20 protein-coding genes, 1 tRNA gene and 2 pseudogenes are annotated in these 22,960 nt (G+C 71.9%); 9 read left to right on the top strand and 14 right to left on the bottom strand.

Annotated features, from left to right (window positions below; translation table 11 throughout):
* Window positions 1–60: 60 nt before the first annotated feature.
* Both DTB53_RS20575 and DTB53_RS20570 read right to left on the bottom strand, forming a co-directional pair.
* On the bottom strand, window positions 61–537 hold the full coding sequence (locus DTB53_RS20575) for a VOC family protein (RefSeq protein ID WP_003964752.1): 477 nt from the start codon (window positions 535–537) through the stop codon (window positions 61–63).
* A gap of 92 nt (window positions 538–629) precedes the next feature.
* The gene (locus tag DTB53_RS20570; protein WP_012378129.1) at window positions 630–1,586 is read right to left on the bottom strand and encodes a DUF5996 family protein; all 957 of its coding nucleotides are present in this window, start codon (window positions 1,584–1,586) and stop codon (window positions 630–632) included.
* Window positions 1,587–1,738: 152 nt separating this feature from the next.
* Here DTB53_RS20570 and DTB53_RS20565 point away from each other — a divergent pair, with 152 nt between their 5' ends.
* Both DTB53_RS20565 and DTB53_RS20560 read left to right on the top strand, forming a co-directional pair.
* Window positions 1,739–2,509 carry a flavodoxin family protein gene (locus DTB53_RS20565; RefSeq protein ID WP_202549285.1) on the top strand — a complete coding sequence of 257 codons (771 nt, stop codon included), beginning with the start codon at window positions 1,739–1,741 and terminating at the stop codon, window positions 2,507–2,509.
* Window positions 2,510–2,648: 139 nt separating this feature from the next.
* Window positions 2,649–3,008, top strand: coding sequence for a UBP-type zinc finger domain-containing protein (locus tag DTB53_RS20560; protein WP_003964755.1), 360 nt, complete (start codon window positions 2,649–2,651; stop codon window positions 3,006–3,008).
* 544 nt (window positions 3,009–3,552) lie between these two features.
* On the opposite strand, the gene DTB53_RS20550 is transcribed toward DTB53_RS20560, so the two are convergent.
* Both DTB53_RS20550 and DTB53_RS20545 read right to left on the bottom strand, forming a co-directional pair.
* Entirely contained in the window at window positions 3,553–4,695 is a 1,143-nt protein-coding gene (locus DTB53_RS20550; protein ID WP_012378132.1) for a CU044_5270 family protein, read from the bottom strand.
* Window positions 4,695–5,255, bottom strand: coding sequence for an RNA polymerase sigma factor (locus DTB53_RS20545; protein ID WP_012378133.1), 561 nt, complete (start codon window positions 5,253–5,255; stop codon window positions 4,695–4,697). Before DTB53_RS20545 ends, DTB53_RS20550 begins: the two co-directional genes overlap by 1 nt.
* 344 nt (window positions 5,256–5,599) lie before the next feature.
* On the opposite strand from DTB53_RS20545, the pseudogene DTB53_RS37465 reads away from it, so the two are divergent.
* Window positions 5,600–5,761 (top strand): annotated as a pseudogene (locus DTB53_RS37465) (transposase); the annotation flags it as partial.
* Window positions 5,762–5,847: 86 nt separating this feature from the next.
* Here the strand turns inward: DTB53_RS37465 and DTB53_RS20535 are convergent.
* The 6 genes and pseudogenes from DTB53_RS20535 to DTB53_RS20510 all read right to left on the bottom strand — a co-directional run bounded on the left by DTB53_RS20535 (window position 5,848) and on the right by DTB53_RS20510 (window position 12,548).
* Window positions 5,848–6,501: a response regulator gene (locus tag DTB53_RS20535; RefSeq protein ID WP_042495595.1), complete on the bottom strand. Its 654-nt coding sequence runs from the start codon at window positions 6,499–6,501 to the stop codon at window positions 5,848–5,850.
* Window positions 6,491–7,777: a sensor histidine kinase gene (locus tag DTB53_RS20530; protein WP_012378136.1), complete on the bottom strand. Its 1,287-nt coding sequence runs from the start codon at window positions 7,775–7,777 to the stop codon at window positions 6,491–6,493. The genes DTB53_RS20535 and DTB53_RS20530 overlap by 11 nt, the downstream gene beginning before the upstream one ends.
* Window positions 7,778–7,803: 26 nt before the next feature.
* The gene (locus DTB53_RS20525; protein ID WP_012378137.1) at window positions 7,804–8,595 is read right to left on the bottom strand and encodes an ABC transporter permease; all 792 of its coding nucleotides are present in this window, start codon (window positions 8,593–8,595) and stop codon (window positions 7,804–7,806) included.
* Window positions 8,592–9,494 (bottom strand): ABC transporter ATP-binding protein, encoded by a 903-nt coding sequence (locus DTB53_RS20520; RefSeq protein ID WP_012378138.1) that lies wholly within the window; start codon window positions 9,492–9,494, stop codon window positions 8,592–8,594. The genes DTB53_RS20525 and DTB53_RS20520 overlap by 4 nt, the downstream gene beginning before the upstream one ends.
* A gap of 277 nt (window positions 9,495–9,771) precedes the next feature.
* Window positions 9,772–9,845, bottom strand: a tRNA-Pro gene (locus DTB53_RS20515).
* Between the two features lie 49 nt (window positions 9,846–9,894).
* Window positions 9,895–12,548, bottom strand: a pseudogene (locus DTB53_RS20510) (ATP-binding protein).
* Window positions 12,549–12,658: 110 nt separating this feature from the next.
* Here DTB53_RS20510 and DTB53_RS20505 point away from each other — a divergent pair.
* Together DTB53_RS20505 and DTB53_RS20500 are read left to right on the top strand one after the other, a co-directional pair.
* Window positions 12,659–13,138 carry a DUF309 domain-containing protein gene (locus DTB53_RS20505; RefSeq protein ID WP_075025140.1) on the top strand — a complete coding sequence of 160 codons (480 nt, stop codon included), beginning with the start codon at window positions 12,659–12,661 and terminating at the stop codon, window positions 13,136–13,138.
* A gap of 112 nt (window positions 13,139–13,250) precedes the next feature.
* On the top strand, window positions 13,251–13,778 hold the full coding sequence (locus DTB53_RS20500) for a hypothetical protein (protein ID WP_075025116.1): 528 nt from the start codon (window positions 13,251–13,253) through the stop codon (window positions 13,776–13,778).
* Window positions 13,779–13,804: 26 nt separating this feature from the next.
* On the opposite strand, the gene DTB53_RS20495 is transcribed toward DTB53_RS20500, so the two are convergent.
* Window positions 13,805–14,638: a sulfite exporter TauE/SafE family protein gene (locus DTB53_RS20495; RefSeq protein WP_012378142.1), complete on the bottom strand. Its 834-nt coding sequence runs from the start codon at window positions 14,636–14,638 to the stop codon at window positions 13,805–13,807.
* Between the two features lie 159 nt (window positions 14,639–14,797).
* Between DTB53_RS20495 and DTB53_RS20490 the strand changes: the two genes are divergently transcribed.
* Window positions 14,798–16,723 (top strand): DUF2264 domain-containing protein, encoded by a 1,926-nt coding sequence (locus DTB53_RS20490; RefSeq protein WP_012378143.1) that lies wholly within the window; start codon window positions 14,798–14,800, stop codon window positions 16,721–16,723.
* Window positions 16,724–16,841: 118 nt separating this feature from the next.
* On the opposite strand, the gene DTB53_RS20485 is transcribed toward DTB53_RS20490, so the two are convergent.
* Entirely contained in the window at window positions 16,842–17,129 is a 288-nt protein-coding gene (locus DTB53_RS20485; RefSeq protein ID WP_003964766.1) for a DUF3040 domain-containing protein, read from the bottom strand.
* 298 nt (window positions 17,130–17,427) lie between these two features.
* On the opposite strand from DTB53_RS20485, the gene DTB53_RS20480 reads away from it, so the two are divergent.
* From DTB53_RS20480 to DTB53_RS20470, 3 genes are all read left to right on the top strand, one after another.
* Window positions 17,428–18,381, top strand: coding sequence for a HAMP domain-containing sensor histidine kinase (locus DTB53_RS20480; RefSeq protein ID WP_003964767.1), 954 nt, complete (start codon window positions 17,428–17,430; stop codon window positions 18,379–18,381).
* Between the two features lie 2 nt (window positions 18,382–18,383).
* A complete protein-coding gene (locus tag DTB53_RS20475; protein ID WP_003964768.1) occupies window positions 18,384–19,076 on the top strand; it encodes a response regulator in 693 nt (230 codons plus the stop codon).
* Between the two features lie 72 nt (window positions 19,077–19,148).
* Complete coding sequence (locus DTB53_RS20470; RefSeq protein WP_003964769.1) at window positions 19,149–20,057, top strand: DUF2510 domain-containing protein; 909 nt, start codon at window positions 19,149–19,151, stop codon at window positions 20,055–20,057.
* An 87-nt stretch (window positions 20,058–20,144) separates the two neighbouring features.
* Here the strand turns inward: DTB53_RS20470 and DTB53_RS20465 are convergent, their stop codons facing one another.
* Both DTB53_RS20465 and DTB53_RS20460 read right to left on the bottom strand, forming a co-directional pair.
* Entirely contained in the window at window positions 20,145–22,211 is a 2,067-nt protein-coding gene (locus DTB53_RS20465; RefSeq protein ID WP_012378147.1) for a phosphocholine-specific phospholipase C, read from the bottom strand.
* 90 nt (window positions 22,212–22,301) lie between these two features.
* Entirely contained in the window at window positions 22,302–22,958 is a 657-nt protein-coding gene (locus DTB53_RS20460; RefSeq protein WP_078562787.1) for an alpha/beta hydrolase, read from the bottom strand.
* Window positions 22,959–22,960 lie beyond the last annotated feature (2 nt).

The following is a 22,960-nucleotide window of genomic DNA, read 5'->3' as shown; positions in this document are numbered from 1 at the left end:
AACGGCGCACCGCGTTCGCCGCACGTACGGGGGGGATGAACCGCAGTCCGTCCACCGAGCTCACGGTGGGGGGTCGTCGGTGCGGTCCGACCGCCCGGGAGGCGGGTCGGCGTAGACACCGCGGAGCATGCCGGTGGCCTGACCGACCTCGATCAGATAGCCGTCCGGATCGCGCAGGTAGCAGCGGATCTCGGCCTTGCGGTCGATCGGCCCGGTGATGAACTGGGCGCCCTTGGCGCTCCAGTCGCGGTGGACGGCCTCGATGTCCGCCACCCGGATGTTGAGGAAACAGGACGCGCTGGAGACGTCCTCCGGCGGGCGCAGGGTGATGCCGGGTTTGTCGGGCGTGGGGCCCCCGCCGGGGTTCATGATGATCCAGCTGTTGGCCAGCCGGACCGTGCACGGGTTCTCGGCGAGAACGACCTCACCGCCGAGGACGTCCGCGTAGAACGCACGCGAACGGGGCACGTCGGCGACGCTGAGGAAGTAGGTCAGGAGCATCCCTGACTCGGGTGCGGGAAAGCCTTCCGTGGGCATGTGTCACATCCTTGCTTCGTGGTCGTCCGATCTGGGTCAGCCGGCCGGAGTCGCGACCGTGGCCGGACCGGCCGGTCGCCCGGGCTTCCGGGTCAGGCGGGCCGCGGATGTGCCGCGGCCGGGGCCTGCGGGTCGGTCACTCCCCCCGGGCAGAGCCGGTCGGTGTCCCAGCCCGCCAGGCGCGCCCCGGCCGCGAACGCGGAGTCGTAGAACCGGAGGATCTCGGCCGACGCGTCCGGCCGGGTGCGCACGTCGTCGTAGGGCAGGAGGGCCAGGTGCGAGCCGTTGCTCTCCGTCCACCGCGCGGCCGTCGGTTCCAGCGGCTGCCGCCCGAGTCCGTCGGGTTCCGGGGCCGTGTACGAGTAGAAGGCGGGTTCCGGGTAGGACCGCTCGTCACCGAACCAGAACCCGCTGCTGATCACCTCGCGTGAGTACGCCTCACGGGTCACGGGATCGACGGACAGCCCCTGCGCCACGTGCCGGTCGGAGAACCGGGTGACGGCGATGTCGAAGGTGTGCCAGAAGTGGTGGACGGGGCTGGTCTTCCCGGAGTATCCGGCCGCGTACTTCTCCAGGACCAGCATGACCTGGGTGAGGATGGTCCAGTAGCGAGTCACGGCGGCCGGATCGTACGTGGCGTGTTCGTCGTCCTCGGAGAACGGCCGGGCCGCGTCGGGCAGGTCGAAGGGGTACGGGTGCTCCGGAAGCGTGCTGATGCCCAGGTGGGCCAGTGCGCGGGTGAACTCGCGGTAGAAGTCACCGACCGACAGTCCCAGCAGGGAGAACGACACCCGACGCCCGTCGAGGGTGAGAACCCGGAGTCGGTGAGCGGCGAAGTCGAAATCGACGGTGAACACGGTGCCGTCGCCCAGCGGGCCGCTGGGCCGGGTGGTGATGCCGTCGCCGGTCAGGTGGAAGGGGACGTTCCACCAGTGGTTGCGCCGGACGCTGGCCGCCAGCCGCACCTTCCCGACGATCTGGAGGAACCGGTGCAGTGTCTCCTTGGTCTCTCCCCAGGACTCCCTGGGCAGCGGGGGAAACAGATCCATCGGAGGCGCCTCCCGGAGCACCGCCCCGACCCGTACGGCCGAGGACACATGGTTCCACTCTCCCGCCGGGCGCCTCGGGCTGCATCCGCTGGATGCCGGGCGGGTGCCGGGGGCGTACCGCGTTCGCCGCGCTGCGATGGCCCTTCCCGCCCATGTCTTCCAAGCTCGTGTCATCAGCCACCGTGAAGGGACCCGCACCCGTGCCGCCCACCACCGCGCCCCGCTACGACGACCTCAGCGCCCTCTACCTCAACTGCACCCTCAAGCCGTCACCGGAGACGAGCAACACCGAGGGGCTGATCGACCGCAGCACCGCCGTGATGCGCGCGGCCGGCGTGCGCACCCAGGTGATCCGCCCCGTCGACCGGGACCTCGCGGTCGGCGTCCAGCCCGACATGACCGAGCACGGCGCCGCCACCGATGCCTGGCCGGATCTGTACGCCGAGGTGATGGCCGCCGACATCCTGGTGCTCTGCGGGCCGATCTGGCTCGGTGACAACAGCTCCGTGATGAAGCACGTCATCGAACGGCTCTACTCCAACTCGGCCGAACTCAACGACGCGGGCCAGTCCGCCTACTACGGGCGGGTCGGCGGCTGTCTCATCACCGGCAACGAGGACGGCCTCAAGCACTGCGCGATGAACATCCTCTACAGCCTCCAGCACATCGGATACGCCATCCCCCCGCAGGCTGACGCGGGGTGGATCGGCGAGGCGGGCCCAGGACCCAGCTATCTCGATCCCGGCTCCGGCGGCCCCGAGAACGACTTCACCAACCGGAACACCACCTTCGCGGCCTGGAACCTCATGCACCTCGCCGCTCTCCTGAAACACGCCGGAGGCATCCCCGCGTACGGCAACCAGCGCCCGGAGTGGCAGGCCGGCTGCCGCTTCGACGCACCCAACCCGGAGCACCGCAGCTGACGAACGCCCGCCCGGGCCGTCACGCCGCGGTGCTCCCTCGGCTGGCCTTCCACCGGGACCGGGCGCAGCCTGGAGAGGTCGGCCGTCCCCCCACCGCGTGGGGCACCCCCCGGCGAGGAACCGAGCGAGGAGCACTTCCATGGCTGACCAAGAGATCCCGGGTATCGACCCGCAGGCCGCCCCGAGCGGGCCGGGCTGCGCCGACTGCCTGGCGGGGGACGGTCCCGGCTGGTGGTTCCACCTGCGGCGCTGCGCCGCCTGCGGCCGCATCGGCTGCTGCGACTCCTCCCCGTCCCAGCACGCCACCGGGCACTACCGGACGGCCGGCCACCCCTTCATCACCAGCTATGAACCGGGCGAGGAGTGGTTCTACAACAACGAGACCGAGCAGTTCTACGAGGGTCCGCAGCTCGCGCCGCCCACCTCCCACCCGGCCGACCAGCCGGTTCCCGGCCCCGCCGGAGCAGTACCCGAGGACTGGCAGCAGCGGTTGAACTGAGCACGCGGTGCCGGCCACGTGGAGGAGCCGCGGAGTCCTCGGGAATGGTCAAGGGCCGGTTTCGGGTGGCTCCGAAACCGGCCCTGATCCACGACTGTCTCCAGTCGGGACGACAGGATGTGCACCTGGGCACGCTGTTCCAGGACCGGTTCCCCGATCTGGTGGCGGCCGCGGCCCGGCTCCCGCCCGGGCTGTTCCTCGATGGCGAATTGCTGGCCCTGACCGGCGGGGGGTGGTGGACTTCGGGGCGCTCCATCGGCGTGCCGCGTCCGGCGCCCTCGGACGGTACGGGCGCTCGCGCATGCGTTCCCGGCGTATGACGTCGCTCTCGACGTCCTCCAGTTGGACGGGCAGCCGGTCCTCTCCGAGCCGACGAGACCGGCCACTTCGTCCGCTGGTCGGCAAAGTACCGGCACGCTCGCGACCTGACCTACGGCACCGTCCGCTGGACCGGCCCGCTCAGCACCATCGACAGGGAGAAACGCTGGGCTGATGCCGGGCGCCTCCTCACAGAAGGCACCCCGCCGGCCCCGGGCCGTGCGCCTCAGCGAGTTGGCTCGGCGTCCAGTTTCTCGCCAGGGCCGGAGATGGGGCCCGGGTCCTTGGAGTCGGTGTTGAACGGTGGCGCGTCCTCGGTCCACTTCATCGAGGTGATCGTTGTGTAGGCCTGTGGCTTGCCCTTGTTTCCCGTCTCACCGTTCTGCGTGATGACGGTCTCGGTGCCGAGTGGCATGCCCGTGGACTTGTCGAAGATCAGGTGGAGTTCGACGGCCTCGTGGGGGCTGGAAAGGGCGACGGCGTAGCCGGTGCGGCCTGTGTGGTCCTTGACGTCACCAAGAGAGCGCACGCCGGGTTCGGCGGCGAGGAGACGGTAGGCCGCGGCGCGCAGAGCAGGGGTGGACGGGAGGGTCGTGGCGAGTTGGACGGCCGTGTCGACGACCATCCGGTCAAGGATTTCCGCGGGGGCGTTGTAGTCCTTGTCGACCAGGGCGGAAAGGCGCTTGCGCAGGGCCTTTTCATCGGTGGGAAGCGAGTCCAGAAGATGGAGGGGCAGGTCACCCATCGTGCCGATGTCCGCCTTTCCGCCGGGGGCGTCGTGTTGGATCTCGCCCTTGCCGGCGTAGGTGAGGGTCTCGCCCTCCAGGTGCCATGACGTGGGGGAACCGTCCGCCTTCCAGGCATCCTCGTCGGCTTTCGTGGCAGGACGCGAGCCCAGGTCCAGGAGCTGCGACCACTGCCTGTTCTTGGCGGCGGCCGTCCAGGAGCGCTGCTCCGTGCGCACGGCGACGGTGTAGCTCTTGCCGGGGACCTCTTGGAGGGAACCGAGATGTTCCTCCACGTACCAGTAGGCGCCGGAGCCGGCCTGTTGCTGCTCGACATGCGCGGCGGCGGCGAACAGGACCTCGCTGCCGGAGCCAGTCGCCTCGGAGTGCGGCGCGGACGCTGCCCCGTCCGGCGGGATGTCGGTGATCACTACCAGGGCCACCGCCACGGCGGCCAGGGCGAGACCCGAGAGGAGTGGGCGACGCGCCCTGTTCGGCTGGACGGTGTCGCGCGCTTTGGGTGTTGCGCGGGGAGAGGTCATGATCCTCGCGAGTTCCTCATCCCGAAGCAGCGGCGTGGGACGGCCGGGGTCGAGGTGGGCGGGGCGGGCGGCTGTCAGACGGTGCAGGATGTCGTTCTTCATCAGGCTTCTTTTCCTGTCGCGATCCGGACCTGAGGGGACATGCCTTGCTCAACTGCGGCATCCCGAATGAGCGGGTAGGCGGAAGCGGCTTCGGTAAGCCGCTTCCGCGCTCGGTGAAGGCGGACCCGCAGGGTGATGGGCGAACAGCCGACCACCCTGGCCGCCTGCGCCGGGGTCAGCCCCTGCCATCCGGAGAGGATCAGCAGTTCCCGGTCGTCCTCCGGCAGCGAGGCCAGCGCCTTGAGCAGCGCGCTTCGCTCGGAGATTTCCTCTGCGATGTCCGCCTCGGCGGGTTCTGTCCAGGAGCGCAGTTCGGCAACGAAAGACGTGCGTCTGGCCTCCGCCCGGATGTTGTCTCGCAGAATGTTGCGGGCGACCCCGAGCAGCCACGGCAGCGGCGGCTCGGGGACCTCGTCCAGCTTGCGCCAGGCCACGGTGAACGTCTCGCTCACCACTTCGTCGGCCACCTGTCGTCCCGCTCGGCTGACGACGTAGGCCCACACGCGTTGTCGACATCCGTCATAGATGGCGGTGAAACGATCCGCGTCGTAGTCGGGCACGGCCGCACCTCCTGTCCTTCCTGGTGTGTTCTGTCATGGAGTAGTGGGCCGAAAGGGCTGATCGTTACAGCGCCGTCCCGGGAAAGGCGCCGGAGAGGTGAGGCGTACCTCACATCTGAGCAGCTTGTTCTTCCCTCGACCGAGCTTGCTCCCTGACGGGGAGGCCATCTCATTCGGTCGGCCACCCTCCCGTTTCCTGATCGTCAGCCGGCTCCAGCCAACGCCCTATGGGATACGCGGCATCGCCGCCCGGAGGCTTCCGAGGCCGCGGGGGGTACGTGCCTTCCCCGGCCGGGGACCCGGCCCCGCGGTCGGAGCACATCCGCCGGCTCGTCTGGGTGCAGGGCGTCAAACCCGTCATCGCCCGCCGTGGCATCGCCCACGGATCCGGCCTCGGCATTCACCGCTGGGTCGTCGAGCGCACCATCGCCTGGCTGCAAGGCTTCCGACGCCTCCGCACCCGCTGGGAACGACGAGACGACATCCACGAAGCCTTCCTCGGCCTCGCCACATGCCTCACCACACACCGGCACGTGAAACGCCTTTGTCAGGACCTCCGAGGCGCCCTCGGGTGGCTCCTACGGCGTCACGGTCAGCCGAGGATGCCCCGCCGGAAGGCGGCGGCCACTGCCGCGGCCCGGTCCCGCACGTCCAGCTTGTCGTAGATATGGGTCAGGTGCTTCTTGACGGTCGCCTCGCTGATGAACAGCGCGCGGGCGATCTCCCGGTTCGACGCGCCGCGTTCCACGTGTTCGAGGATCTGCAGCTCCCGTGTGGAGAGTGGGTCGTCGGCAGGGGGTGCGGCGGGGTTGCGTACCGCCGTGACCAGGCGGGTGGCGACCGCCGGGGACAGGACGGTACGGCCCGCCGCCGCCGCTCTGATGGCCCCGTACAGCTCGTCGCGCAGCGCGTCCTTGAGGAGGTAGCCCGTGGCCCCGGCTTCGATCGCGGGGAGTGTGTCGGAGTCGGTGTCGTAGGTGGTGAGCACCAGGACCCGAGCCCGTACGCCGCGACGGGTCAGCTCGGCGATGGCCTCGACGCCGCTGCCGGTCGGCATGCGGAGGTCCATCAGGACGACGTCCGGGTCCGTACGGAGGGTGAGCTCCACGGCCTCTTTGCCTCCGGAGGCCTCGCCGAGCACGGTGAAGCCGTCCGCGGAATCGAGCATGTTGTGCAGGCCGTCGCGTACCACCGGGTGGTCGTCGACGATCAGCAGGGTGATCGTCTCGTGGTTCTCAGCGTTCATAGGGCACCGACGGTACACACGCGGACACGACGGTGCCCAGGCCCGGTTCGGACTCCACGGTCAGCTCCCCGGCAAGCCGTTCGGCGCGGGCCCGCATGCCCGCCAGGCCGAAGCCTGACCCGGTTCCGGTCCCGGTGCCGCGCTCGGGCGGGGCGGACGGGTCGAAGCCGTGGCCGTCGTCGCGGACGTCGAGCACGACCTCCTGGCCCAGGTAGGTCAGGGTCACGCCGACCCGGGTGGCCTTCGCGTGGCGTGCCGCGTTGGACAGCGCCTCCGCCGCGATGCGCAGCAGGGTCGCCCGCACCTCGTCGTGCTGCGGCTCGGCGGTGCCGGTCAGGGTGAACTCGGCCTGCACGCAGGTGCGTTCGGACCAGCGAGCGACCGTCTTCCGCAATGCCTCGGGCAGGTCGTCCTCGGCCAGCGCGACGGGTGCGAGGTTGACGACGGCGCGGCGGGCCTCGCCGAGGCTGTGGCGGGCCAGTTGCAGGGCCCGTTCGGCGTGGACGCGGACCGTGTCCGGCTCCCGGGAGTCGGTGACGACCTGGAGCTGGGAGATGACGCCGGTCAGGTCTTGGGCGACGGTGTCGTGGATCTCCGCAGCCAGTCGACGGCGTTCTTCGGCGATCCCGGCCTCCCTCGCCTGGAGCAGCAACTGATCGTGCAGGGCCGCGTTCTCCGTCAGGGCCCGCTCCAGCTCACGGATGGTCTCCACCCGCTCACGGGTACGGTGCTCCTCCTTCTCCGCGTCGTGCCGGACGGTCAGGAAGACGCCCGTGTTCACGGCGACCAGCAGGCCGTAGAACACCCACCTCGTCATGGATCCGGGCGGCATGCCGCCGATCTGCGCGCCGGCGATCGTCACGGCGGTGGCCAGCAGGCCGAGGGGGATCCAGCGACGGGGCACCAGCCGCTCGACGTCGAAGCAGCCGACCGCGGCGTAGAAGGCGCAGAACGGGTTGATCCAGGCCAGACCGAACCCCAGGGCCGAGCGCAACGCGTAGTACGTCGCGCCGGCCGCGTGGGGGCCGGGCCGGGCGCGTGCCGTCCGGTCCCACCACAGTTGCAGGACGAGTGCCGCGGCGGCGAGTGCGCCCAGCGCCCACCAGTCGGCGCCACTCATGCCGATGAAGGCCGCGGTCGCTCCGGCCAGCACCAGGGCGACGGCGAGGAGGGCGGGAGGGCTGAACCGAAGGAGCAGCGGCGGCGCTGGGTGCACGGCCCGCGGATCGGTGTCCTGAGGGGATGCGTCGGGTGCCATGCCGTCAGTGTTGGCCATGGCACCCGGCGCACGTGATTCGTTCGTCACTGCCAACGGAACCAGCGCGTGGCGGACGCGGACAGCACGAGCGTCCACAGGGCCAGTACGCCGAGGTGGTTCCAGTCCGGCCAGTCACCGGCGGTGGCCTGGTTCAGGGCCTGGGCGGCGGCGCCGAAGGGCAGCAGTTCCACGATCCTCGCCATCACGTCGGGCATCTGCTGGATGGGCATGTAGACGCCGGCCGCGAGCATCGAGGGGAAGAACACCGAGATGCTGACCGCCTGGGCGATCTTCGTGGTGGGGGACAGCGCGGAGATCAGCGCGCCGAGCGCCAGCACGCACACCACCGCCAGGAGCAGGGTCAGCAGGTAGCCGAGGATCTGGCCCGGCAGGGCGACGCCGGAGACGATGCGTCCCACCGCGAGGGTGAGCACGGCGGAGAACAGGGAAGCGGCGGCGTGCAGTCCCACCTGAGCACCGAGCACGGAGGTGGGGCGCACCGGGGTAGTGGACATGCGTCGCAGGATGCCGCGCTCGCGGTAGCCGGTGATCACCGGAGGCATGGCCATCAGGCCGGCCATGATCATCGAGAGCAGCACGGCGACGGGCACATAGGCCTCGACGGTGGACAGGCCGCCGAGCTCGTCCTTGGCCTCGGTCATGGCCGGGATGAAGCCGAGGATCAGCAGCAGCAGGGTGGGGAAGGCCATGACCCAGAACACCGAGCCGGGCTCACGGAAGAACAGCAGCGTCTCGGCCCGGAGCACGGCCCGGCCGGGGCGGGCCCTGACGTTGGCGGTGAGGGAAGGGGCCGGAGGTGCGGTGGCGGCGCTCACGCGTCGGCTCCCGTCAGGTCGAGGAAGGCGTCGTCGAGGGTGGAGTCGGTGACGCGCAGATGGTGGGCGCTCACCCGGTTGCGGGCGAGCAGGTTGATCACCGCGTTCACGGTCTCGTCGGTACCGGCGAGGGTGAACTTGCCGTCATGTTGAGTGATGGAGGCGAGACCCGGCAGGGCGGCGAGGGCGTCCGCGGCCAGCGGACGGGACGGGGTGAAGGAGATGACGGTGCCGCTAGCGGACTGCGCCACCAGACCGGAGGGGGTGTCCTGGGCGGTGATCCGGCCCCGGCTGAAGATCGCGACCCGGTCGCACAGCCGCTGTGCCTCTTCCATGAAGTGCGTGACGAGGAGAATGGTGACGCCGCTCGCCCGGACGTCCTCGATCAGCGACCACACTTCGCGCCGCGCCGCCGGGTCCAGGCCGGTCGTCAGCTCGTCCAGGACGACGACCCGGGGGTTGCCGACCAGCGCGAGCGCGATGGCCAGCCGCTGCTTCTGGCCGCCGGACAGATGCGCGAAACGGGTGTTGAGCTTCTCCCCCAGGCCGAGGCGCTCGGCCAGGGTGCGCCAGTCGGCGGGGTCGGGGTAGCAGTCGGTGTACAGCCGGAGCACCTCGGCGACGGTGAGCTTGCCCTGCAGCTCACTCTCCTGCAGCTGCGCGCCGATGACGAGCGTGGTCTTCGCCCGGTCGGCGATCGGGTCGAGCCCGCACACCCGGATGGTGCCGCTGTCCGGAACGCGCAGCCCGATGATCGACTCGACGGTGGTGGTCTTGCCTGCGCCGTTGGAGCCCAGAACTCCGAAGATCTCCCCCTCCTCCACCGCGAGGGAGACGCCGTCCACGACGGGGCGTCCGCCGTAGCTCTTGCGCAGATCGTTCACTTCAATGAGAGCCATGCCCTCAACCGTGCAGGGCCGGAGCGCGTCGGCACATGGCCCATCGGGCTCCTCAAGGGGTAGCCGATCGGCTACCCCCTTACGCCCCCCCTACGGCATACCCCCTACGACGAGGGGACTTCGGTGCGCGGCCGGGGGCCCGGGCCCCGTCGTCATGACCCGCTGCCCCGGTCAGGGACGCCGGACCTCCGGCTGGTCCCCGACTGGTCCCCAAAAATGATCAAGGGCCGGTTTCGGATTGCTCCGAAACCGGCCCTTGATCTACGACTGTCTCCAGTCGGGACGACAGGATTTGAACCTGCGACCCCTTGACCCCCAGTCAAGTGCGCTACCAAGCTGCGCCACGTCCCGCCGCGTTTCTCCCGGTTCCCCCGGGTGACCGCGCAGGACAAACATTACCTCACTCGGAGGACCGTATCGACGCGCGTGCCTGTTGCGCGCGGGCGGCCAGCCCTTCGGCGCCGCAGGCCATCGCCTGCTTCTGGGCGCGGGCGAGTTCCCGGTGCGAACCGATCGCGATGCCGTAGTCGACCCGGGCGAGGGCGTGCTCGTAGGCGGAGGGGACTTCTCCAGGTGTGCCACCGCCTCGGCCAGCAGTTGCGCGGACCGCTCCGGGGGCGCGAAGAGGGCGACGCAGCGCAGCGCCTCACCCATGGCGGTGGGCGTGCCGAACCGTTCGGCGTGCACCCGGTTCCTGGCGGCGAGGTGGGCCGCGCGGGCCGGGTCGTCCTCGGCCAGGGCCCGCGCCAGGTCGCCGGCCCAGGGTGCCCAGACGCCGTTGAAGCGTTCGCGCGACTCCAGAGCGGCGCCCGCCGCTTCGAGCTCCGCGATCGCGTCCTCCTTGCGGCCCTCCGCCAGCAGCAGGCGGCCCCGCATGGACGGGCCGTCGGGCAGCACCATGGCGCTGGGGTAGGGCGGGCCGAAGTCGTAGCGGTCGGCGATGCGGCGGGCCTCCTCGGTGCGTCCGCGGGCCAGCAGGGTGTCGATGAGCAGGCAGGCCGCGTCCCAGTGGACGGGGAGTCCGGAGCCGACGCGGTCGGCGAGGCGGAGCCCTTCGCGCAGGAAGCCCTCGGCCTCGGCGAGGCGTCCGCGCCGGCGGTGGACCATGCCGAGGAGGGTGTGCGCGAACGCCAGGTGGGCCCCGCTCCAGCCGGAGATCTCGAAGGCCCTGACCGCTTCGCCGAAGAGGCTCTCGGCGCGGTCCAGTTGGTCGACGAAGGTGTACGCGATGCCGACCATGGTGGGGAGTTCGAAGCCCCACTCGGAGTCGGTCCAGCCGAGTCCCCGGGCGGGACTGCCGTCGATCAGCGCGCGTTCGCAGAGGTCGACGATGAGCTGGGCGTTCTCACCGCGCACCATGGCGTCGAAGGCCCGCAGCGTGAGCAGCGCCCGCTCCGCGTTGTCGCGGCCCTTGAGGTGGTCGGCGTTGCGGGTGAGCCGACGGGAGCGGGCCGGCCCGTCGTCCTCGGTGGCCTGCATGCCCTCCCACATGAAGTGCGCGGCCTGGAGGCGCATCAGTCCGGGACCGGGTGCGGTGCGCGCGGCTTCGGCGGCCAGCGAGAGGGCCGCGTCCTTGAGCTGGTTGTTGTGGGCGAGCGCGGCGGCGAGCCGGAAGGTGGCGTCGACCCGCAGCCCGTCGTCGAGCCCCGGCATGTCCAGGGCCGCGCGCAGGTGCTGGACCGTGGTGGGCGGGGAGCTCAGCAGCGTGGCACAGCCCAGCTCGTACAGTAGGACGGCCCGGTCCTTGGGGCGCGGCGGCTCCTCCAGGGCCCGTTCCAGGCAGCGCCGGGCCGCTTCGGGCGCGCCGACGGCGAGGTGCTGGCGGGCGGCTTCCCGCAGTTGCGCGACCAGTTCCTGGTCGTCGTCCGGATGGACCTCCAGCAGGTGCCGGGAGGCCGCCGCGGCGCCGAGGCCGGCCCGGGTGATCGCCCAGGCGGCGCGCCCGTGCATGGCGGTGCGGGTGGCCGGCGGGATCGAGCGGTAGACCGCGGTCGCGATCAGCGGGTGGACGAACTCCAACGGGTCGAAGCCGCTGACGATACGGGCGTCCCGCAGCCGGGCCGTGCAGTCGGCGGCCTCGGCCGAGCTCATTCCGGCGAGGGTGGCGGCCAGTTCCTGCGAGATGTCGGTGCCGAGGACCGCGGCGGCCCAGGCGAACCGGTTGGCGTTCGTGCCGAGCCGCTCCAGGCGGGCGACGAGCCCGCTGCCCCTGGCGGACGCGCCGAGCTCGCGCAGTTCGCCCGCGGATTCCTCCACCGGCGGCAGTTCGCGGTCCTGGACCTTGGCGACCAGTTCGACCGCCTCGTACGGATTGCCGCCGGTGACGGCCCACACCTCACGGCAGAACGGGTCGTCGGCGTGATCGCCGAGGGCCGCGCGGACCAGTACGGCGGTGGCGTCCGGAGTCAGCGCCCGCAGGGCGACCCGGGTCACCGTCCCCTGGCTGCCGAACCCGCGCTCGGCCTCGCGGTCGGCGATGTAGTTGGCGTCGCGCTCGGCCAGTTCCTGCGGGCGGTGGGCCTGCACCACCAGGACCGGCAGTTCACCGAGGCGGGCGGTGAACGAGGCCAGCCAGGCGAGGGATTCGCCGTCCGCCCAGTGCGCGTCGTCCACGATGAGCAGTAACGGCCGGTGGCTGAGCCGGGACGCGAGGCGGCCGACGACGAAGTCCAGGCCGTCGCGCACGCCCTGCGGGTCGGGCTGCGGGCCGCTCGGCTCGGCGAGCCCCAGGGCCGGGGCGGTCGTCTCGTACCAGTCGCCGAGCAGGGCGCGGGTCTCGTCGGGCGGAAACTGGTCGAGTGCGGGATGCAGCAACTGCCGTACGACGTGGAGCGGTACGGAGGTGACGGTCTCGCCTCCCCGGGCGGACCAGACGGTGCAGCGGTCGGCGGCCATGCGCCGGATCTCCGCGAGCAGTGCGGTCTTGCCGATCCCCGCCTCTCCGCTGAATACCAGGAGTCCGCCGACGGCCTGCGCACCGCAGAGGGCGTCCACCGCCTCCGCGGCCGCGGCGAGTTCCGGTTCACGCTCGTACAACGGTTGGGACGGCTTCATGCCCACCCTTCCCACAGAGGCAGTCTTCTCGACGGTCGAGCCTAGTCGTGCGCGGGTCCTCGTCGACAGGGTTCGCGGGATTCCCCGCAGGTGCGGGGCACAATCGAGTGGTGAACGAGACGCGCAGAGACCGTGATGCCGAGGGCCGGGCGCGCAATGCGCGCCCCCGTGACGGACTGGGACGTCCCCTGCCGTACGGCGCACCGGGCGTCGAGCGGCAGCCGGAGGGGGTCGTCCGCACGCCCGCGGAGACGCTCCGGGAAGCGCAGCGACTGCTGGACGAGGGAAAGCCCTTCCACGCGCACGAGGTCTTCGAGGACGCCTGGAAGTCGGGTCCCCAGGAGGAGCGCGAGCTCTGGCGGGGGCTGGCCCAGCTCGCGGTGGGGCTGACCCATTCCGCGCGGGGCAGCACCACGGGCGGCGCGCGGCTGCTGCGCCGGGGCGCGGGGGCGCTCGCCCCCTTCACCGGGGCGGGGCCGCACGGGATCGCGGTCGCCGGACTGTCCGACTGGGCCCGGCAGTTGGCGGACCGGGTGGAGGCGGGCCCGACGGTCGACGCGGCCACCGAGGCGCCCCGGCTGCGGAGGTGACCCGAAGGGCGGAGTCGAGGCGGTGCGGGGGCGGGCGGGGGCGGGCGGGGGCGGGAGCGGAACAACGCGGTCCGCGGGTCCCGGCTCCGTACAGCTACTACGATCCGGCTCCATGAGCACTTCTGACCAGGATCAGGATCAGCACGCGGACCGGCGCGAGAAGGACGGGGGCGCCGATTCCCTGATAGCCGACACCGCCGCGGAGACGGAAGCGGCCACGGCTACGGCTACATCCGCGGAGGCGGCGACGGAGGCGGGGGCGGCCACGGCCACCGGGACGGCTTCGGGCGGCGTCGTCGTCCCCGGTGATGAGGACCGTCAGGACGACCGGGACGCTCAGGACGACCGGGACGGTCAGGACGGTCAGGACGGTCAGGACGAGACGAGACTCACCCCGCGCCAGGCCCGGCGGCTGCGCATCGTGCTCTCCTCGGTGGGCATGGCGGCGATGGCCCTCGTGCTCGGACTGCGCATCGCGAGCCGCTCGTCGGTACTCGTCGTCGGCGTCTACGGACTCGCGCTCATCCTGTGCGGCGTGGTCATCGAGTTGAGCAGGAACGGACGCACCCGGCTGGCCAGCTGGCTGCTGGGGATCGGGCTGCTCGCCGCCGTGGGCGCGGACTGGCTGCTCCTTCCCTGAGGAAGCGGTCCGGCGGCCCGGCCGCCTCAGATCAACAGGAGTTGAAGTCCCCCGATCACCGTCGCGCCGATGACGATCCGGTCGAACACCCTCTGGTTGATCCGGTCGACGCACACCCGGCCCAGGTAGGCGCCGGGCAGGACGAACAGCACCAGGCAGGCGTCGAGCAGCAGGGAGCGGGCGTCGATCAGGCCGAGGCCCACGCTGAACGGCACCTTGGACACGTTCAGGATCAGGAAGAACCAGGCCGAGGTGCCGAGGAAGCCGAGCTTGCGGAAGCCGGCCGAGAGCAGGTAGAGCGACATCACCGGCCCGCCGGCGTTGGCGACCATCGTGGTGAACCCGCCGAGCACCCCGTAGCCGCGCGCCGCGGTCCGACCGGTGCCGGGGGCGCCTTCGTCGCCCGCGGCGGGCCCGGTGCCCGCTTCGGGTCCGGACTCCTTCTCCCCTTCGGATCCGGACTCCTTCCGCGCTTCGGGTCCGGACTCCTTCTCCGCGAGCCGCCGGCGCCACAGGGTGACGCCCGTCATGAACAGCAGGATCGCGCCGATGGAGGTGCGGACCGCCGCGTCGTCGGCCCACAGCAGGAACAGGGTGCCCGCCACGACGCCCACGGCGACGGCGGGGAACAGTCGGAGGAGGGTGGGCCAGTGGGCGTGACGGCGGTAGACGGTCACGGCGAGGAGATCGCCGACGATGAGGATCGGAAGCAGCACTCCGGTCGATTCGCGGGCCGGGAGCACGGCCGCGAAGACCGCGAGGCTGATCGTGTTGGCACCGCTGACAGCTGTCTTGGAGAAGCCGACGAGGGTGGATGCCGCCGCGAGGGCGACCAGTTGCCAGAGGCTGATGGAGTCCATGTCGGGAAAGATGGTAAGCGCACCGGTTTTGCGCACCGGTTTCCGGCCGGCGGGCTCCCGGGCTCGACCTCCCCCACCACCCCTATGAGCGTTTGATCGATTCGGCCCGCTTGTGATCGATCTATTGACCCTCTTCGATCAGTCGCTCAGGATTCACGCATGACCGTCTCCCTTGGTGCCCCCTTCGAACTCCCTCCGGAAGACCGCGCGTCGAGCCCCTGCACCGGATACACCCGCGCCCACTGGGAGGCGGCAGCCGACGGGATGCTGAAGGCCGCGTGGAAGTGGGCCACACCGGGGGGCGCCCGGCTCGACCTGCCCGGCCCCCCGTCGCACTCGGGTGTCCGCTCGGACGGGCTGGAGGGGTACGCGCGCACCTTCCTGGCGGCGGGCTTCCGGGTCGCGGGGGCGGGCGGCGAGGATCCCAACGGTCTGCTGGAGCGGTACGCGGACGGGCTCGACGCCGGTACGCGGACACCGGGCCGGGACGACGCGGAGTCCTGGCCGCTGATCCTGGACCATCATGTGCAGGGGCAGCCCATGGTGGAGTCCGCCTCGGTGGCCCTCGGGCTGCGGCTCACCCGGCCCTGGCTCTGGGACCGGCTGAGCCACGACGTGCGGGACCGGGCCGAGCACTGGTTGCGGGGCGCCCTGCGGCACGTCCCGGCGGGCAACAACTGGTATCTCTTCCCCTACACCGTGGCCGGTTTCCTGGAGTCGGTGGGCCGGGGCGACGCGGAGACGGCCCGGGCCCGGGAGCGGGCTCTGGAGCTGCTGGAGAGCTGGTACCGGGGCGAGGGCTGGTACGCCGACGGGGACGGGCGCGCCTTCGACCACTACAACGGCTGGGCGCTGCACCTGTATCCGCTGCTCGACGCCCATCTGTCGGGCGACGCGGGCGAGTCGGCGCGGCACGGGGCGCGGTTGCGCGAGCATCTGGAGAGCTTCTCGCTGATGTTCGGCGGCGACGGGGCCCCGCTGCACTTCGGGCGTTCGCTGACCTATCGCTTCGCAGCGACCGCGGGCGTGGGGCTCGGCGCGGTGACCGGCCACACGCCGCTCACGCCGGGGGCGTCCCGGCGGGTGGCCAGCGGGGCGCTGCGGTACTTCCTGGACCGCGGCGCGGTCGACGACAGCGGGCTGTTGAGCCTCGGCTGGCACGGCCCGCACGCGGCGACGCTCCAGACCTACTCCGGACCCGCTTCCCCGTACTGGGCGTCGAAGGCCTTCGTGTCCCTGCTGGCTCCCGCCGGGCATCCCCTCTGGTCGTCGCCGGAGGAAGCGGCCCCGAGCGAGGGGCCCGACCGGGTGCTGTCCGTGCCCGCGGCGGGATTCCTGTTGCAGTCGACGCGGGCGGACGGCGTGGTGCGGCTGCACAACCACGGCAGCGACCACGTCCGCCCGGACGAGCGCGAGTCCGCCGCCGAGGAGGACCCGCTCTACGCGCGGCTCGCGTACTCCACCGTGACCGGGCCCACCTCGGCGGCGAACACCGCGGACAACCAGCTGTCGGTGACGGTCGGCGGGGCGCGCAGCGCACGGCGGCGCATCCATCCGCTCGGGTGCGGGCACGGCGACGGCTGGGGCTGGGCGGCCTCCTGGCACCTGCCGGTGTTCCCGGCGGGCCCGACCACCGTCCCCGGACTGCGGGTGGAGAGCGCGGTCGTGGCACGGGGCCACCACGAACTGCGGCTGCACCGGGTGCTGGGCGCGCCGGACGGGGCGCGGGCCGAGCTGACGGGCTGGGCCACCGACCCCGGAGGCACGGTGCGCTCACGGCTGTGGGGGCTGCACGGCTGGGAGGCTCCCGAGGACGTACGGGCCCCGCAGGGGACGGCGTTCGCCCGGTGGGCGACCGTGCCCCGCCTCGCCGCCGAGGTGACCGGCACGGTGGTCCTGGCCGCCCTCGCCTCTCTCACCGCCGGCCCGGAGGACGACCCGGAGCCGGCCGATGTGGTGGGCAGGGTGACGGTGGCCGGCGACACCGTCGAGGTGCACTGGGCGCGGGACGGGGCGCGGACGAGGGTCACGTTCGGCGGTGCGGCGGTGACGGTGGATCACGGGCCGGTCGGCTCCTTCGGCTGAAGCCCGTCGTGGTCCCGTACGCGCGAAGGCCCCGTCCGGGGGTTCGGACGGGGCCTCGACGCCGGCCGGAAGGGGGCCGGGGGCGGTGTGTGCGGGCACCGCCCGGAGGGGGCGCGGGTCAGCGGGCGCTGGGGATGTCCCGCCCGTGCAGGCGCCCGCGCTGCGGGTCGAAGAGGTGTGCGGCGGCTCCGGACACGACCAGGCCGGCGGCGATCAGGAGACCGTGGCCCACGGCGATGCCGATGCCCAGTGCGGCGAGCCCGATGGCGAGCCACACCCAGGCGTTGCGGCGGCGGTACTCCCGCGGGGTGCGCGGGGTCCCGCCGGACATCGCCTCGGCGAACCCGGGATCGTCGCGGCGCAGCTGCTCCTCCAGGTCGCGCAGCCGCTCGTCGTACGTGGGCATGGTGTCTCCCTCCCCGGTACGGAAACCGTGTCGGTTCCTGATGCCCCGGCCCCCGCGGTGCGGTCACGGGGCAGGGCCCCCCGGGGCCCTGGCCTCATGGTCGTCGGGGAAGGCCCCCGGGGACCATCGGGGACAGCACCCATATCCGGGGGTGCGCACCATGCAGACCGGGGCGTGTGCGCGCCGGGGTGGTCGGGCCGGGCGGCGGCCGTCCACCCGCGCAGCGGCGATAGTGGAGGCTGTGGGTGCGGCGGCCGGCGCGCCCGTACGCCCCGACCTCCGAAGGAGCCGTTCGACCTTGTCCCTGTTCTGGCGGATCTTCCTGCTCAACGCCGCCGTGCTGGTGGCGGCCGGCGCCCTGCTGCTGCTCGGGCCCATCACCGTCTCCACCCCGGTCCTGCTGACCGAGGCCATGATCCTGACCGGCGGGATCGCCTTCATGCTCGCGGCCAACGCGGCCCTGCTCCGGCTCGGCCTCTTCCCGCTCCAACGCGTCACCCGTGCGATGACGACCACCGATCTGCTGCGCCCGAGCCCGCGTCCGGAGGTCGCCGGGCACGGTGAGATCGCCGCGCTGATCGAGACGTTCAACACGATGCTGGACCGGCTGGAGGCCGAGCGGGCCACCAGCAGTGCCCGCGCGCTCTCCGCGCAGGAGGCCGAGCGCCGCCGGGTGGCTCAGGAGCTGCACGACGAGGTCGGGCAGACGCTGACCGCGGTTCTGCTGGAGCTGAAGCGGGTCGCCGACCACGCCCCGGAGCCGTTGCGCGAGGAGTTGCGCCAGGTCCAGGAGATCACCCGGGGGTCGCTCGACGAGATCCGCCGGATCGCGCGGCGGCTGCGGCCGGGAGTGCTGGAGGAACTGGGTCTGGTGAGCGCGCTGACCGCGCTGATCACCGAGACGCCGACGCCGGACGGGCTGACGATCCGCCGTCGGATGGGAAAGGACCTGCCGGAGCTGGGCGCCGAGGCCGAACTGGTGGTGTACCGCATCGCCCAGGAAGCCCTCACCAACACCGTCCGGCACGCCCGGGCCACCCGGCTCGAACTCTCGCTGCTGCGCAGCCCCGGCGGGGTGGAGCTGCGCATCCGCGACGACGGCCGCGGCCTCGGGGACGCCCCGGAGGGGGCGGGCCTGCGCGGTATGCGCGAACGCGCTCTGCTGATCGGCGCCGAGCTTTTCCTCGGTTCCGGCCCGCAGGGCGGCACCGAAGTACGTCTCGATGTGCCCGTCCCGAACGGAAGCAAGTGACCATGCCCACCTCACCGTCCATCGCCGTGCCTTCCCGGGGCCCGGCCGCTCCGACCCGCATCCTGCTGGCGGACGACCACGCCCTCGTGCGCCGCGGCGTCCGGCTGATCCTCGACGGCGAACCGGACCTGACGGTCGTCGCCGAGGCGGGCGACGGCGCCGAGGCCATCGAGATGGCCCGCGCCGAACGGCCCGACCTGGTCATCCTGGACATCGCGATGCCCCGGCTGACCGGTCTCCAGGCGGCGCGCGAGCTGTCCCGGGTCATGCCCGGTCTGCGGATCCTGATGCTCACCATGTACGACAACGAGCAGTACTTCTTCGAGGCGTTGAAGGCGGGTGCGGCCGGGTACGTCCTCAAGTCGGTCGCGGACCGGGATCTGGTGGAGGCCTGCCGGGCGGCGATGCGCGACGAGCCGTTCCTCTACCCGGGCGCGGTGACCGCGCTCATCCGCAACTTCCTCGACCGGGCCAAGGACGGGGAGGACCTGCCGGCGCGGGCCATCACCGAGCGCGAGGAGGAGATCCTCAAGCTGGTCGCCGAGGGCCACTCCTCCAAGGAGATCGCCGAGATGCTCGTCATCAGCGTCAAGACCGTGGAGCGGCACCGCGCCAACCTGCTCCAGAAGCTCGGCCTGCGCGACCGCCTGGAGCTCACCCGTTACGCGATCCGCGCCGGGCTGATCGAACCCTGACCCACCGCACCGGGGTCGCGGTCGGTTCATGTGATTCTCACCCTGTCCGCATAAGGTGCCCCCGTGACCCAGATGACCCCGCCCGGCTGGCATCCAGACCCCGGGCACTCAGGCAATGGCCCCGCTCAGGAACGCTGGTGGGACGGGGCTCAGTGGACCGGCCATGTCCGCGCGTCGCCCGGCGCGGCGCGCCGGCGCGGGATCCGCGTCGGCGTCGGTGTGACGGTGGCCGCGGTGGTGCTCGCCGCCATCGGGGGCGGTGTGTATCTGCTCGGCGAGGACGACGGCGGCCGGCCGGACACCGCGGCCTCCTCGCCGTCCGCCGCCCCCGAACCGCCCGGCGCACCGGACGGTGACGGGAAGGACGGTCAGGAGGGCGACCGGGGGAACGGAGGGGAAAACGGGGAAGGTCAGGGACCCGGTGACCGGCTCCCGCCGTCCGAGCCGGGCTTCGCCACGGACCTGGCCGCGGGGATCAGCCTTCCGGTGCCCGAGGGCTGGAAGGGGACGTCCGGGGCAGTCGGCGCCGGGCTGACGACGGGTGAGCACGCGTGCCCCGGCGACACCTCCGAGACCTGCGTGCGCGGCGGGGTGTTCTCCGCCCCGGCCGCCGCCATGAAGCTCACCGCGGGGACGCCCGAGGAGGCGGCCAAGAAGGACATCGCCCTCAACGCCCAGGAGTCCTACGGCGGCAAGAGCTACGGGAAGATCTCCTCGCACGAGGAGCTGAAGTCCGGGCCGGTCACGGTGGCGGGCGGCAAGGGCTATGCCGTGCGCTGGAAGGTGGTGACGGAGAAGGGCGACGACGGCTACGTGGAATCGCTGGTGTTCCCCTCCCCCGTCTCCAAGGACATGCTCGTCGTGGTCCGGTCCGGGTTCGACGTCGACAAGGACGCGCCGAAGCTGTCCGTCCTGGACGACATCACCGGCGGGATCAAGGCCGCGTCCGGTGCCGGAGGAGGCGGCGGCGGAGCCGTGTGAACGGCTCCGCCCGGCGTTGCCCGGGCTGCGGGGCCCGGACCGGAGACGGTCCGGGCCCCGCTGTTCGCCGTCGGGTGCGCCGTGCGGTCAGCCGGTGGCCGTCGCCGGGTCGCTGACGCCGGCGGCCCCCGTCTCGACATGACCGGCGAAGCGGCGCAGGAAGGCCGGGTCGCCCTCGGCCGTGACGGACACGTCGTACCAGCGCTTTCCCGCTCTCAGGTCCACGGTGCGCGACACGGTGGCGCCGGGCCGCACGGTGACCGACCGCTCCCCTCCCCCGTAGGCGCCGGCGTTGGAGAGCGTGAGGCGGACTTCGGTGGCGCCGCGGTTGGTGAGGGTCAGGTCGAGGTTGCCGCTCCCGTCGTTGTGGCGGGCGGTGACCTCGGGGCCGACGGCGGAACCCGGGCTCCTGAACGTACGGAGGAAGCCGTTGGGGCCGTGGACCGTGAGGTCGTGGCTGCCGCCGGAGTAGGCGGAGTTCCAGGCGTCCGACACCGTACGGCCGGCCTCGGCGGTGTACGTCCAGGGGGCGTCGGTCCGGTTCCCGGAGGTGACGTGGAACTGCGCGCCGGCCGCCGTGCCCGGGCTGAAGGTGAGCGTGATCTTCCCGGTGCCGACGTCGACGGCGCCGTCGACGTAGGGGGCGTACGGGAGCGGCCGGGTGGGGCGGCTGCCCGGTTCCTGCTTCGGCAGCGATCCGGCGGCGGGCGGGGTGGGCCGGTAGTCGGGGTGGCGTTCGCGGTCCGGGGGCTCGTACGCGGAGGTGTCCGGCAGGTCGCCGGGGGCCGGTTCGGTACGGGCGAAGTCGAAGGCGGAGGTCAGGTCGCCGCAGACGGCGCGCCGCCACGGTGAGATGTTCGGCTCGCGCACGCCGAAACGCCGCTCCATGAAGCGCAGCACCGAGGTGTGGTCGAAGGTCTCGGAGCAGACGTAGCCGCCGGTGCTCCAGGGCGACACGACCAGCATCGGGACGCGTGGCCCCAGTCCGTAGACACCGGGGCCGTAGGAGGCGCCGCCCGCGTACACCTCGGTCGAGGTGTCGGCCGTGGACAGGCCCTGGTCCGCGGAGGTCGGCGGGTAGGGCGGCACGACGTGGTCGAAGAAGCCGTCGTTCTCGTCGTAGGTGATGAACAGGGCGGTCCGGCTCCACACCTCGGGGTCGGACGTGAGCGCGTCCAGGAGACGTGCGATGTACCAGGCGCCGTAGTTCGAGGGGAAGTTCGCGTGCTCGGTGAAGGCTTCCGGGGCGGCGACCCAGGAGATCTGCGGCAGCTTCCCGTTCTTGACGTCGGCGGCGATGCCGTCGAAGTAGTCGTCGCCGGCGGCCACGTTCGTCCCGGTGCGCGCCTTGTCGTACAGCGGGTTCCCGGGCCGGGCGTTGCGGTACGCGTCGAAGTACAGCAACGAGTTGTCGCCGTAGTTGCCCCGGTAGGCGTCGTCGATCCAGCCCCAGCCGCCGGGGCCGTCCAGACCGTCGCCGATGTCCTGGTAGATCTTCCAGGAGACCCCGGCCTCCTCCAGCCGCTCGGGGTACGTGGTCCAGCCGTAGCCCCTCTCCTCGTTGCCGAGGACCGGCCCGCCACCGGTGCCGTCGTTGCCGGTGTGCCCTGACCAGAGGTAGTAGCGGTTGGGGTCGGTGGCCCCGATGAACGAGCAGTGGTAGGCGTCGCAGACGGTGAACCGGTCGGCGAGCGCGTAGTGGAAGGGGATGTCCTCCCGGGTCAGATAGGCCATGGTCGTCGGCGTCTTGGCGGGGATCCAGCGGTCGTAGCGACCGTCGTGGTACGCCTGGTGGCCGCCCGCCCAGTCGTGGTTGAGGCCCTGGAGGAACTGCATCCCCAGATCGTCCGCGGTCGGGTGGAACGGCAGGGTCTCCTTGCCCGCCGCATCGGCCTGGTGCCAGACGGACTTCCCGCTCGGCAGCGTCACGGGCCGCGGGTCCCCGAACCCCCGGACGCCCTTCAGCGCCCCGAAGTAGTGGTCGAAGGAACGGTTCTCCTGCATCAGGACGACGATGTGCTCGACGTCCCGGAGCGTTCCGGAGGCCCGGTGGGCGGGGATCGCGGCGGCGCGGTCGATGCTGCCCGACAGTGCGGCGAACCCCGCCGTCGCACCGGCCACCCGGAGGAAGCGGCGCCGATTCATATCAGCCATGCGTGTGGGGCCTCTTGGAGTGTGGGGAACAGAAGCGAACAGGATGTTCCAAGAGAATCGAACAGAAGGGAAGGGGCCGTGACGGATCGGTTAACGCCGCATGAGTTCCTCCAGGAGTTCGGCGAGGAGGCCGGGCCGGTCCACGAACGGGGAGTGACCCGTCCGCCATTCCCGTACCTCGGTGCACCGCTCGGCCATCCTCCGTTGCAGAGCGGGGTCGATGACGCGGTCCCGGCCGCAGACGACGTAGGTGGAGGGCGTGTCCTTCCAGCCGTGATGGAGCGGGACTCCTCGTCCGCAGCCGGGGGCCTGTGGACGGAGGAGGCCGACGGCCCAGGCGGCGAGGGGGTCGGAGCAGCCGTTGTAGAGGACCTCGGCGGCCAGGTCGGGGCGCAGCCGGGTCGATCCGTCGGGCTCGGAGGTGATCGCCTCCTGGAGCCGCGGCGACGCCCCGCCCAGGGTGGCAGCGCTCTCGCCGGTGTCCGGCACGAAGGCCGCCAGATAGACGAGCCGGCCCGCTCCGCGCACTCCGGTGATCACCGAACCGCCGTAGGAGTGGCCGAGCACGAGCGGAGGCTCCGCCGCCAGGTCGACGGCGGCCTGGACCGCCGCGGTGTCGGCGGACAGCGAGCCCCGGTGCAGTTCGGGGGCGACGACCTCGACTCCCGCGGCCCGCAGGCGTTCCGCCACCCTGCCGAAGTGCTCGGGACGGTGGTACAGGCCATGGACGAGCAGTACGGCAGACAGGG

This window comes from Streptomyces griseus (genome assembly GCF_900460065.1).
Taxonomy (GTDB): domain Bacteria; phylum Actinomycetota; class Actinomycetes; order Streptomycetales; family Streptomycetaceae; genus Streptomyces; species Streptomyces griseus.
The sequence above is the reverse complement of the archived record's forward strand: the minus strand, read 5'-3'. Positions and strand labels throughout refer to the sequence as shown.